Source organism: Methylobacterium platani, assembly GCF_001653715.1.
GTDB lineage: Bacteria > Pseudomonadota > Alphaproteobacteria > Rhizobiales > Beijerinckiaceae > Methylobacterium > Methylobacterium platani.
The window spans coordinates 62,750-73,769 of sequence record NZ_LWHQ01000020.1 but is presented as its reverse complement, the minus strand read 5'-3'; the positions used below and the strand labels follow the sequence as shown (position 1 = coordinate 73,769).

Genomic DNA, 11,020 nt, shown 5'->3' with positions numbered 1-11,020 from the left:
CTTTCTTTGAATGGCCCTGGGGGACGAGGCGGGATCCTGGCTCGAGTTGCTGCGCCTCGACGCCTCGCCGGGCATCTCGAGCGAGAGGGTCCCGGGTTTCGTCGCCTGGAACCTGAGTCGCGGCGCGGCCCATCCCGACCCGCAGGAGAGCCTGCGGCTGCGCCGCCTCCCCTTCGCCGAGGCGGTGGCCGAGGCGCTGTCGGGCGCGATCACCGACGGGCCGAGCGTGGCCTTGCTGTTCTGCTTGGCGGAGCGGGCCCGGCGGGGGGACTTGCCGAGCGGCCTGCTGGAACTGCTGCGAGGGTAGCGGCCGGACCCGGGAAGCACCCTCCCCCGCAGAGGCAGGACTGTCCGGGGAAAGGAATGGCGCGCCTCCCCTCTCCAGGCGATGCCGGGCTTGCCCGGCATCGCTGCAAGGTGTGGGAGAGGGGTCGGGGGTGAGGGTGACACGCTTCAGTGTGAAGCGCTGAGCGTCGTGCTGGCAGCGGGACGTTCGGAGCCAGACTTATGACCGTAGCACCCTCACCCCTACCCCTCTCCCACTCGGGAGAGGGGATCCCGCGCTTGTTTCCAGAGTGGATTTTCCCCAAACAGCCCAGCTCGGGCGGGACAGGAGAGAACCTGCGCCTCATCTTCCCCGAAAACAGCCTCGCATGAGCAAGGCGAGAGACCCCCTCACCGCGCCGACAGCTCCCGCAGCAGCGCCGCGTGGAACCGGTCCGGCGCCTCGACCTGCGGTGCGTGGCCCAGGCCCTCGAACGTCACCAGCCGCGCCCCCTTGATCCGCGCCGCCACCTCCGGCCCGAGCCGGTCGTAGCGGCCGAGGGTCTCGGCCAGCGCCGGCGCGGCGCGGTTGGCGCCCGGGGCCGTGCGATCCTTGGTCCCGACCATCAGCACTGTCGGCACGCGCAGCCGGTCGAATTCGTGCACCACCGGCTGGGTGAACACCATGTCGGAGGTCTGGGCCTGGTTCCAGGCCACCCGCTCGGCGCCGGGACCCGCGTAGAGGCCGGCCTGCATCTCGACCCAGCGGTCGTAGGCCGGCTTCCACTGGCCGTCATAGTAGAACTTGAGCTGGTAGGCCTTGATGCTCGCCGCATCCGTCTTGCGCTCGGCGGCGTAGGCCGCGTCGATCGTCTGGTAGGGTACGCCCTTTTGCTGCCAGTCCTCGAGCCCGAGGGGATCGACCATCACCAGCTGCTCGACCGCGCCGGGGAACATCAGGGCGTAGCGCGCCGCCAGCATGCCGCCCATCGAGTGCCCGATGACGGTGGCCTCCTTGACGCCCAGGGCCGCGAGCAGGCCGTGGGTGTTGGTGGCGAGCTGGTCGAAGCTGAACTGGTAGCCGGTGGGCTTCGTCGACTTGCAGAAGCCGATCTGGTCGAGGGCGAGCACCCGGTAGCCGGCCCGGGCCAGCACGGCGGCGGTGTCGCCCCAGGTCGCGGCGCAGAAGTTCTTGCCGTGCAGCAGCACCGCGGTGCGGCCGTTCGGGCGCTCGGGCGTCACCTCCATGTAGGCCATCGACAGGTCCTGCCCCTGCGACGCGAAGGCGTGGCGCTTGACCGGATAGGGGTAGTCGAAGCCCTCGAGCTCGGGGCCGTAGGAGGGGGCGGCGACGGCGGCCGTGGCGGACAGGAGAGCGGCGGCGAGGAGCGGGAGGCGCATGCGGCGGGGTCTCCGGAGGGGAATGATACCCCGGCACCTTCGAACGGACCCGTTCGAAGGTGCCGGGCGAGCCCGAATGGGCGCCGGCGCTGATGCGCCGGGCGTCTTCGCATCGATACGTCGATGCGAAGACACGAGGGTGTGAGAGGCTCTTACAACGCGCGGCCGGCGCGCGGGCATGCATCGGCGTCGGTCCTGCGCTTGCGTTTCCGGCGCGGCCCCGCCATATAGACCTCGGGAGGTTGGCGAGGGACGTTTCACTCGCCAACCGGGTCAGGTCCGGAAGGAAGCAGCCCTAACGAGACCGAGCGGGTTTTCGTCCAGCCTCCCACCCCTCCCCTTTCAGGAGCGCGTGCGCCCCCCTCCGGGGGCCGCCCTCACGACCCTGCGAGCGCATGGACGAGACCTCCGGCACGCCCTCGATCGACGAGCCGGGTCTCCCCGGGTTCAGCGAAAGCCCGGCCAGGACCGTCCCGGCCCCCGCCTACCGGGTCCTGGCGCGCAAGTACCGCCCCAAGGATTTCGACGACCTGATCGGCCAGGGCGCCATGGTGCGCACCCTGGCGAACGCCTTCGAGGCCGGCCGCATCCCGCAGGCCTGGATGCTCACCGGCGTGCGCGGGGTCGGCAAGACCACCACCGCCCGCATCCTCGCCCGCGGCCTCAATTACGCGCTGCCCGACGACCCGAATGCCGGGCCGACGATCCGGCTGCCGCGGCTCGGCCTGCACTGCGCCGCCATCATGGAATCCCGGCACATCGACGTGCTGGAGATGGATGCCGCCTCGCATACCGGCATCGACGACGTCCGCCAGATCATCGACGGCATCCGGTATTCCCCGGTCTCGGCGCGATACAAGGTCTACATCGTCGACGAGGTCCACATGCTGTCCGAGAAGGCGTTCAACGCCTTCCTGAAGACGCTGGAGGAGCCGCCGCCGCACGCGAAGTTCGTCTTCGCCACCACCGAGATCCGCAAGGTTCCAGTCACCATCCTGTCGCGCTGCCAGCGCTTCGACCTGCGCCGGGTCGAGGCCGGGGCGCTCATCGCGCACCTGCAGAAGATCTGCGACGCCGAGGGCGTCTCGGCCGAGGCCGAGGCGCTCGCTGCCATCGCCCGGGCCGCCGAAGGCTCGGTGCGCGATTCGCTCTCGCTCCTCGACCAGGCGATCGCCCACGGCGCCGGCCACGTCACCGCCGGGACGGTGCGCGACATGCTCGGGCTGGCCGACCGCGCCCGGGTCGTCGACCTGTTCGAGGCGGCGATGCGCGGCGACGTGCCGGCGACCTTTTCGGAATTGCGCGCCCAGCACGAGGCCGGGGCCGATCCGGGCGTCGTGCTCTCCGACCTCGCCGAGTTCACCCACCTCGTCACCCGGCTCAAGCTCGCCCCCGATTCGGCCCGCGCCGACACCTCGCTCAGCGAGGTCGAGCGGGTGCGCGGCGGCGACTTCGCCGACCGGCTCTCGGTCCGCGCCCTGTCGCGCGCCTGGCAGATCCTGCTCAAGGCCATCCCCGAGGTCCAGGCGGCGGCCCGCCCGCTCGCGGCGGCCGAGATGGCGCTGGTGCGCCTGATCTACGCCGCCGACCTGCCGACCCCCGACGAGGCCCTGCGCCAGATCAAGGAGGGCGGCAGCCTCGCCCTGCCGGCCCGAGCGCCGGCGGCGGCCTCCGCCCCGGCGATGCAGGTCGCGCCTTCTCTCGCCGCGCCGATGCCGGCCCAGGCCGCCGCCCCGTCGCCCGTCACCGCCCTGCGTACGACGAGCGCCGCCGCGCCGGCCCTGGCGCGCAGCCTGCCCGAGGCGCCCCCGGCCGAGGCTCCGCCCCGCCCCGCGCTGCCTCCGGCGATGCCGCGCCCGACCCTGGTCCAGTCCACCCCCCCCTCCAGGGCCGAGGCGAGGGCGGAGGCAGGCCCGCGCCTGCGCCGCTTCGAGGACGTCGTCGCGCTCGCCGACGAGCGCCGCGACATCGGCCTCAAGATGGCGCTGGAGCGCGACGTCCACCTGGTGCGGTTCGAGGACGGGCGCATCGAATTCCGCCTCGCCGAGGGCGGCCGGCCGACGCTCGCCACCGATCTCGTCAACGCCCTCCTGGCCTGGACCGGCCGGCGCTGGGTCGTGACCCTGTCGCAAGAGGACGGCGAGGCTACGCTCGATGCCCGCGCCAAGGCCGCGGTCCAGAGCCGCCACCAGGGCGCGGCGAGCCACCCGCTGGTCCAGGCGGTGCTCAAGAACTTCCCGGGCGCCCAGATCGTCGACGTGCGCGACAAGGCACCCGACCCGGCGACGACGGGCGATATCCCGCCGCCGGAGGCGGACGACCCGGACCTGTAGCCATCCGGCGGCCTGCACCCCACATCCATCCGGATCTCACTCTCACACCACGAGGACGCCGCCATGGACATCATGGGACTGATGAAGCAGGCCCAGGCCATGCAGCAGAAGATGGCCGACCTGCAGTCCGAGCTCGACGGCGTCCAGGTCACGGGCGCGTCCGGCGGCGGCTCCGTCTCGGTGACGATGACCGCGAAGGGCGACGTGAAGGCGCTCACCCTCGATCCCTCGCTGCTGGTGCCGGACGAAAAGGAGATCCTCGAGGACCTGATCGTCGCGGCGCTCACCGACGCGAAGGCCAAGGCCGAGCGCGCCGCGCAGGAGCGGATGCAGGAACTGACCAAGGGCCTGCCGCTGCCGCCCGGCATGAAGCTGCCGTTCTAGCTTTCTTCTAGTCGACCCGGAGTTTCGCACGCCGGATCGTGCGCATTCTCCTCTCCCCGCGGGCGGGGAGAGGGCTGTGTCCCCGTCCAGGNNGAGGGCTGTGTCCCCGTCCAGGGGACGCAGCGAGGCGACAGCCGAGGGTGAGGGGGAGGCGCCGAATGAGGCACGTCCGGAAACGCCCCCTCACCCTCGCTCCGGCTTCGCCTGCGCTAGCCATGTCCCCTGAACGGTGGTGGGATCTTCGATCCCCAGGCCCTCTCCCCGCCCGCGGGGAGAGGGGAAGGTCCGTGCCTCCACGTCCTGCGCACCGCACACCACGAAGGTCGAGACACCCATGCCCCAGGCCGTCGCGGGTCCGGAGATCGAGCGGCTGATCCAGCTCCTGGCCCGCATGCCGGGGTTGGGGCCGCGCTCGGCCCGCCGGGCCGCCCTCCAGCTGATCAAGAAGCGCGAGACGCTGCTGGCGCCGCTCGCCGACGCCATGAAGGTCGCCGCCGACCGGATCGTGGTCTGCCACGAATGCGGCAACGTCGACACGCAGGATCCCTGCACGATCTGCCGCGACCAGAGCCGCGACCCCTCGATGCTGGTGGTCGTCGAGGACGTGTCGGACCTCTGGGCGCTGGAGCGCTCGGGCGCCGTCACGGCGCGCTACCACGTGCTCGGCGGCGTGCTCTCGGCCCTCGACGGGGTGCGGCCGGAGAACCTGAACCTCGGCCGGCTGGTCGAGCGGGTGAGTGCACCGGAGATGCGCGAGGTGATCCTGGCGCTCAACGCCACCGTCGACGGCCAGACCACCGCCCACTACGTCACCGAACTGCTCACCCACCTGCCGATCAAGGTGACGCGCCTCGCCCACGGCGTGCCGGTCGGCGGCGAGCTCGACTACCTCGACGAGGGCACCCTTTCGGCGGCGATCCGCCAGCGCACGGCGTTCTAGCCGCGCTGCACCAACGGGTTTGACCCGGGGGACACGAATCCTTATTTCCCGGAAACTTGCGGGCGCCCTGCGGCGCCCGGTCCCCCCGATTGTGCTGGCGCCCGAATGAGCATCCGTCCCCTCGTCATCCTGCCGGACGCGCGCCTGCGCGAGATCTCGGCCCCGGTCGGCACGATCACCGGCGACGTGCGGAAGCTCGCGGCCGACATGCTGGAGACGATGTACGACGCCCCCGGCGTTGGCCTCGCCGGCATCCAGATCGGCGAGGCGGTGCGCATCGTCACCATCGACACCTCGAAGGAGAAGGAGGAGCGCAAGCCCCTCGTCCTCCTCGATCCCGAGATCGTCTGGACATCGGGGGAGACCCGCCCCTACGAAGAGGGCTGCCTGTCGATCCCCGATTACTACGCCGAGGTGATCCGCCCCGACCGGGTGCGGGTGCGTTTCCGCACCCTCGACGGCGAGACCGTGGAGCGGGAGGCCGACGGGCTCCTCGCCACCTGTCTCCAGCACGAGATCGACCACCTCAACGGCGTGCTGTTCATCGACCACCTGTCGAAGCTCAAGCGCGACCGGGTGATGAAGAAGTTCGCCAAGGCGGCCAAGCGCGAAGCGGCGTAAGATGCCCCTCAAGGTCGTGTTCATGGGCACCCCGGATTTCGCGGTGCCGACGCTGGCCGAGATCGTCGGCGGCGGCCACGAGGTCGTGGCGGTCTATACCCGCGCGCCGGCGCCCGCCGGCCGCGGCATGGCCTTGCGGCCCTCGCCGGTCCAGGCGCTGGCGGAGAAGTTCGGACTTCCCGTGCTGACGCCGACGAGCTTGCGTACCGAGGAGGCCGCCGAGACCTTTCGGAATCACGCGGCCGACGTCGCCGTGGTGGTCGCCTACGGGATGATCCTGCCGCCCGCGATCCTCGACGCGCCGGCGCTGGGCTGCCTCAACCTGCACGCCTCGCTGCTGCCGCGCTGGCGCGGCGCCGCGCCGATCCAGCGCGCCGTGATGGCGGGCGACGACGACACCGGCGTCGCGGTGATGCGGATGGAGCCGGGCCTCGATACCGGCCCGGTCGGCATGGTCGAGCGGGTGGGCATCGGCCCCGACACGACCTCCGGCGAGCTGCACGACCGGCTGATGCCGCTCGGCGCCGACCTGATGGCCCGGGCCCTCGGGGCGCTGGAACGCGGCAACCTGCACTTCCGGGCGCAAGAGCCGGAGGGCGTCGCCTACGCCCACAAGATCACCAACGAGGAGGCGCGGCTCGACTGGTCGCGGCCGGCAAGGATCCTCCACGACCGGGTGCGCGGCCTGTCGCCGTTCCCGGGCGCCTACCTGATGGCCGATCTCGGCCGCGGGCCGGAGCGGGTGAAGGTGCTGCGCGCCCGCCTCGCCGACGGATCGGGCGAGCCCGGCACGCTGCTGGACGCCGCCGGCATCGTCGCCTGCGGCGAGGGCGCCTTGCGCCTCGTCACCGTGCAGCCCGCCGGCAAGGGTGCGATGCCGTTCGAGGATTTCGCCCGCGGCCGCCGGCTCGCGCCGGGCGCCCGCCTCGCCTGATGCCCCGCTACAAGCTCGTCGTCGAGTATGACGGTACCGCCTTCGCCGGCTGGCAGCGCCAGGCCGCCGATCGCTCGGTGCAGCAGGCGCTGGAGGAGGCGATCGCCCGCTTCGTCGGCGGGCCGGTGCGGGTCCACTGCGCCGGGCGCACCGATGCGGGGGTGCACGCCACGCATCAGGTCGTCCATCTCGACCTCGACAAGCCCTGGCGCACCGACACCGTGCGCGACGCCGCCAACGCCCATCTCCGGCCCGAGCCGGTGGCGGTGATCTCCGCCGCCGAGGTGGGCCCGGATTTCGACGCCCGCCACTCGGCGATCAAGCGCCACTACCGCTACCGCATCCTCAACCGCCGCTCTCCGCCGGCCCTCACCCGCGGCTTCGTCTGGCACGTTCCCTGGGCCCTCGAGGCCGGGCCGATGCACGAGGCCGCGCAGCTGATGCTCGGCCGGCACGACTTCTCCGCCTTCCGGGCGGCGGAGTGCCAGGCCAACAGCCCGGTGCGCACCCTCGACCGGCTCGACGTGACGCGGAACGGCGAGGAGATCGTCGTCGTCACCGCGGCGCGCTCGTTCCTGCACCATCAGGTCCGCGGCATGGTCGGTACCCTGATGCTGGCGGGCGGCGGCCGGCTCACCCCGCAGGGCGTGCGCGACGTGCTCGATTCCCGCGACCGCACCCGCTGCGGGCCGCTGGCGCCTTCGGGCGGGTTGACCCTGATCGGGGTGGATTATCCGGCGGAAGTCGGGTGACCTAGCGTCACTGAAACACCTGTCGGTTTCGGGCGCTTCTGCCATCGTCGGCGATGCCGGAGCCGAGCCCCCGACCATGACCGCCGTCGCCTTCGATACCTGTGCCATGGTCCGCCGGCTCGAGGCGTCCGGCCTGTCGGAGGACCAGGCCGAAGCGATCACGGGCGCTCTGAAGGACGGGCGCGAGTCGGATCTGGCTTCGCTCGCGACGAAGGTCGATCTGCGGGAGACCGAGGTCGCGCTTCGGACCGACCTGCGAGAGGCCGCGACCGCACTCCAGACTGACTTGAGGAAGACCGAGGTCGCTTTGCGGACGGACTTGCGGGAGACCCAGGCTGCACTGCAGACTGACTTGCGGAAGACCGAAGTCGCTCTGCGGACGGACTTGCGGGGGAGTGAGGCTGCACTGCAGGCGGATCTGCGAGAGACTGAAGGTCGCCTGGACGCGAAGATCACGGACCTGTCCCAGAAGGTCACGGACCTGTCTCACCGCATGGATCTCGGTTTGGCGGCGGGCCGGGCCGACATGAAGCTCCTGGAACAGCGGATGACCGTGAAGCTCGGCGCCCTGGTCGCCGCCGGCATCGGCATCATGGTCGCAGCCTTCCGCTACATGCCGCCCGCCGGCCATTGACGGCTGCCGTGCCGGCCGGACGTCCGCTCACACCAGCGCATGCGCCCCGCCGGCGCAGCCGACGATCAGCCCGAAACAGGCGAGCGTGACGAGCGCCGCCGCCGGCCCCGGCAGGCCGAGGATCGCCCGGGCGGCGCGGCCGTGCAGCCACAGCAGCACCACCGCGAAGGCGCCGGCTTCGAGCGCCGCGAGGCCCGGCGTCGCGAGGCCGAGGGCCAGGAGGCAGCCGGGCAGCGCCAGGGCGGCGAGGCCCGCCGCGAGGAGCCAGTTGGTCACGACCACGAAGGGCACGTAGGCGTAGGGCCGGTCGAGGCGGCGCAGAAGCCCGACCATCGCCAGCGGCACCGGCAGGAACGCCGCCGCGAGCCCGATCAGCACCGCCGCCGTCACGTGGTCGAGCTGGAACGGTGCCGCGCCGGTGCCGCGTTCCAGGGTGAGCGCCACCGTGGCCGCCGGCGCCGTCAGCCAGACCGCCCCGAACGAGCGCCAGAAGCCGCGCTCGCTCACGTCGAGGTGGCGGAGCGCGTCCGGCCGCCGGCCGATCAGGCCGAGCGTGGCGCGCAGGGAGCGGACGAGGTCGTCGGCGCTCACGAACATCGGCGGCGTCTCCGGAATCGCGATCGCCAGATTCGACTTTCGTCTAATGTCGGTCAAGCCCGATCGGGCATCGCGGCGGCGTCGGGGAAGTAGCCGTCCAGCACCCGGCCGTAGATCGCCGCCAGCCGGTCGAGGTCGGCGACCGCCACCCGCTCGTCGATCTGGTGCATGGTCTGCCCGACGAGGCCGAACTCGATCACCGGGCAGGCATCCTTGATGAAGCGGGCATCCGAGGTGCCGCCGGTGGTCGACAGGGCGGGCCGGAGGCCGGTCTCGGCCTCGATCGCGTCCGTGACCGTCTCCACGAAGGCGTCGGGCCGGGTCAGGAACGCCACGGAATTGGTCGGGCGGAGGTCGAGGCTGTAGCGCACCGTGTTGCCGGCGGCGGCAGCGAGGCGGTCGTGCAACTCCGCTGCCAGGGTCTCGGGCGTCCACAGGTCGTTGAAGCGGATGTTGAAGGTCGCCCGCGCCTCGGCCGGGATCACGTTGGTCGCCGGATTGCCGACATCCATGGTGGTGAATTCGAGGTTCGAGGCGTCGAAATGCGCTGTCCCGGCATCGAGCGGCGTGGCCAGAAGCCCCTGCGCCAGGCGCAGGAGGCCGGGGATCGGGTTCTCGGCCCGGTGGGGATAGGCGACATGGCCCTGGACCCCGTGCACGGCGAGGTCGCCGGTGAGCGAGCCGCGCCGGCCGATCTTGATCATCTCGCCCAGGGTGTCGGGGTTCGTCGGCTCGCCGAGCAGGCAATGGGCGAAGCGCTCGCCCCTCGCCTTCGCCCAATCGAGGAGCTTGACCGTGCCGTTCACCGCCGGGCCCTCCTCGTCGCCGGTGATCAGGAAGGCGATGGCGCCGCCGAAATCCGGGCCGCGCCTCTCCAGGAAGGCCAGCACCGCCGCCAGCATGCAGGCGATGCCGCCCTTCATGTCGACGGCGCCGCGGCCGAACAGCTCACTCCCCTCGACCGTGCCGCCGAACGGGTCGTGGCGCCAGGCCGCCGCGTCGCCCGGCGGCACCACGTCGGTGTGGCCGGCAAACAGCAGGCACGGGCCCGTGCCGATGCGGGCGTAGAGGTTCTCGACGTCCGGCGTGCCCGCCTCCGAGAAGACCGGCCGCTCGACCGCGAAGCCGGCTCGGCCGAGGATTCCCGCGAGGTAGGCGAGCGCCCCGCCCTCGCTCGGCGTCACGGACGGGCAGCGGATCAGGCCCTGGGCCAGGGTCAGCGGGGAACGGGCGGGCGGGAAAGCGGCGTCGGTCACGGGGTCGGGTCCGCGGGGCTGGAGGTCTCTCGCCGGAGCGGTAGCGCCGAATGCCGGGATTGGGAACCGCCCGGGCCGGGGGCCTTCCCCGCGACGGGCGTCTCGCTTACCTGTCCTGCATGACTGCGCTCAGCCCCGACGAGATCGAACGCTACGCCCGCCACATCGTGCTGCGGGAGGTCGGCGGCCCCGGCCAGGTCCGGCTCAAGGGCGCGCGAGTGCTTGTGGTCGGCGCCGGTGGCCTCGGCGCGCCGCTGATCCAGTACCTGGCGGCGGCCGGTCTCGGGACGATCGGCATCGTCGACGACGACACCGTCTCGCTCTCGAACCTGCAGCGCCAGGTGATCCACGGCACGCCCGATATCGGCCGGCCGAAGGTCGAGAGCGCGGCGCAAGCGGTGGCCCGCCTCAACCCCCATGTCCGGGTCGAGACCCACGCCGCCCGCCTCGACCCCGGGAATGCCGAGGCGTTGATCGCGGCCTACGACCTCGTCGCCGACGGGTCGGACAATTTTTCCACCCGCTACGCCGTCTCGGATGCCTGCTACCGCGCCCGCCGGCCCCTGGTGACGGCGGCGCTCGGCCAGTTCGACGGTTCGCTCACCACCATCCGCGCCCACGAGACCGGGGCGGACGGCCGGCCGAACCCGACCTATCGCTGCCTGTTCCCGAGCCCGCCGCCGGCCGGCTCGGTCCCGACCTGCGCCGAGGCCGGGGTGCTGGGCGCGCTTGCCGGCCTGATGGGCTCGCTGATGGCGCTGGAGGTGATCCGGGCCGTGACCGGCTTCGGCGAGCCCCTGGTCGGCCGCCTGCTCATGGTGGATGCCCGTTCGCTCCGCTTCGAGACCCTGTCCTACGCCTGGGACCCGGGCAACCCGTTGAACGGGACGGAGGCGTGAGGCCG

Annotated in this window: 12 protein-coding genes and 1 other RNA gene; 10 read left to right on the top strand and 3 right to left on the bottom strand. The window is 72.0% G+C overall.

Annotated features, from left to right (window positions below; genetic code table 11):
* Positions 1-46 precede the first annotated feature (46 nt).
* Positions 47-307 (top strand): NUDIX hydrolase, encoded by a 261-nt coding sequence (locus A5481_RS11890; protein ID WP_156655621.1) that lies wholly within the window; start codon positions 47-49, stop codon positions 305-307.
* Positions 308-675: 368 nt separating this feature from the next.
* Here A5481_RS11890 and A5481_RS11885 read toward each other — a convergent pair whose 3' ends face one another.
* Positions 676-1,665: an alpha/beta fold hydrolase gene (locus A5481_RS11885; RefSeq protein ID WP_048435156.1), complete on the bottom strand. Its 990-nt coding sequence runs from the start codon at positions 1,663-1,665 to the stop codon at positions 676-678.
* Between the two features lie 236 nt (positions 1,666-1,901).
* Between A5481_RS11885 and ffs the strand changes: the two genes are divergently transcribed.
* The 8 genes from ffs to A5481_RS11845 all read left to right on the top strand — a co-directional run bounded on the left by ffs (position 1,902) and on the right by A5481_RS11845 (position 8,263).
* Positions 1,902-1,998, top strand: an RNA gene (gene ffs, locus A5481_RS11880) — signal recognition particle sRNA small type.
* A 62-nt stretch (positions 1,999-2,060) separates the two neighbouring features.
* Positions 2,061-3,998 (top strand): DNA polymerase III subunit gamma/tau, encoded by a 1,938-nt coding sequence (locus A5481_RS11875; protein WP_064503960.1) that lies wholly within the window; start codon positions 2,061-2,063, stop codon positions 3,996-3,998.
* Positions 3,999-4,061: 63 nt separating this feature from the next.
* Positions 4,062-4,382, top strand: coding sequence for a YbaB/EbfC family nucleoid-associated protein (locus A5481_RS11870; RefSeq protein ID WP_064503959.1), 321 nt, complete (start codon positions 4,062-4,064; stop codon positions 4,380-4,382).
* A gap of 334 nt (positions 4,383-4,716) precedes the next feature.
* Positions 4,717-5,322: a recombination mediator RecR gene (gene recR / locus A5481_RS11865; RefSeq protein ID WP_048432067.1), complete on the top strand. Its 606-nt coding sequence runs from the start codon at positions 4,717-4,719 to the stop codon at positions 5,320-5,322.
* 105 nt (positions 5,323-5,427) lie between these two features.
* Complete coding sequence (def, locus tag A5481_RS11860) at positions 5,428-5,943, top strand: peptide deformylase (protein ID WP_048432068.1); 516 nt, start codon at positions 5,428-5,430, stop codon at positions 5,941-5,943.
* Between the two features lies 1 nt (position 5,944).
* Positions 5,945-6,877, top strand: coding sequence for a methionyl-tRNA formyltransferase (fmt, locus tag A5481_RS11855; protein ID WP_048432069.1), 933 nt, complete (start codon positions 5,945-5,947; stop codon positions 6,875-6,877).
* Positions 6,877-7,629 carry a tRNA pseudouridine(38-40) synthase TruA gene (gene truA / locus A5481_RS11850; protein ID WP_048432070.1) on the top strand — a complete coding sequence of 251 codons (753 nt, stop codon included), beginning with the start codon at positions 6,877-6,879 and terminating at the stop codon, positions 7,627-7,629. The genes fmt and truA overlap by 1 nt, the downstream gene beginning before the upstream one ends.
* A gap of 76 nt (positions 7,630-7,705) precedes the next feature.
* Entirely contained in the window at positions 7,706-8,263 is a 558-nt protein-coding gene (locus A5481_RS11845) for a coiled-coil domain-containing protein (RefSeq protein WP_048432071.1), read from the top strand.
* A 27-nt stretch (positions 8,264-8,290) separates the two neighbouring features.
* On the opposite strand, the gene A5481_RS11840 is transcribed toward A5481_RS11845, so the two are convergent.
* Complete coding sequence (locus A5481_RS11840; protein WP_048432072.1) at positions 8,291-8,860, bottom strand: hypothetical protein; 570 nt, start codon at positions 8,858-8,860, stop codon at positions 8,291-8,293.
* Positions 8,861-8,913: 53 nt separating this feature from the next.
* Positions 8,914-10,116 carry a succinyl-diaminopimelate desuccinylase gene (gene dapE / locus A5481_RS11835; RefSeq protein ID WP_048432073.1) on the bottom strand — a complete coding sequence of 401 codons (1,203 nt, stop codon included), beginning with the start codon at positions 10,114-10,116 and terminating at the stop codon, positions 8,914-8,916.
* Between the two features lie 119 nt (positions 10,117-10,235).
* Here dapE and A5481_RS11830 point away from each other — a divergent pair, with 119 nt between their 5' ends.
* Positions 10,236-11,015 (top strand): HesA/MoeB/ThiF family protein, encoded by a 780-nt coding sequence (locus A5481_RS11830; RefSeq protein WP_048432074.1) that lies wholly within the window; start codon positions 10,236-10,238, stop codon positions 11,013-11,015.
* Positions 11,016-11,020 lie beyond the last annotated feature (5 nt).

Coding starts and splice junctions, on each gene's coding strand:
- A5481_RS11830 (WP_048432074.1), top strand. CDS start 10,236: ATGACTGCGCTCAGCCCCGACGAGATCGAACGCTACGCCCGCCACATC.
- recR (WP_048432067.1), top strand. CDS start 4,717: ATGCCCCAGGCCGTCGCGGGTCCGGAGATCGAGCGGCTGATCCAGCTC.
- A5481_RS11875 (WP_064503960.1), top strand. CDS start 2,061: ATGGACGAGACCTCCGGCACGCCCTCGATCGACGAGCCGGGTCTCCCC.
- truA (WP_048432070.1), top strand. CDS start 6,877: ATGCCCCGCTACAAGCTCGTCGTCGAGTATGACGGTACCGCCTTCGCC.
- A5481_RS11885 (WP_048435156.1), bottom strand. CDS start 1,665: ATGCGCCTCCCGCTCCTCGCCGCCGCTCTCCTGTCCGCCACGGCCGCC.
- A5481_RS11840 (WP_048432072.1), bottom strand. CDS start 8,860: ATGTTCGTGAGCGCCGACGACCTCGTCCGCTCCCTGCGCGCCACGCTC.
- fmt (WP_048432069.1), top strand. CDS start 5,945: ATGCCCCTCAAGGTCGTGTTCATGGGCACCCCGGATTTCGCGGTGCCG.
- A5481_RS11870 (WP_064503959.1), top strand. CDS start 4,062: ATGGACATCATGGGACTGATGAAGCAGGCCCAGGCCATGCAGCAGAAG.
- def (WP_048432068.1), top strand. CDS start 5,428: ATGAGCATCCGTCCCCTCGTCATCCTGCCGGACGCGCGCCTGCGCGAG.
- A5481_RS11845 (WP_048432071.1), top strand. CDS start 7,706: ATGACCGCCGTCGCCTTCGATACCTGTGCCATGGTCCGCCGGCTCGAG.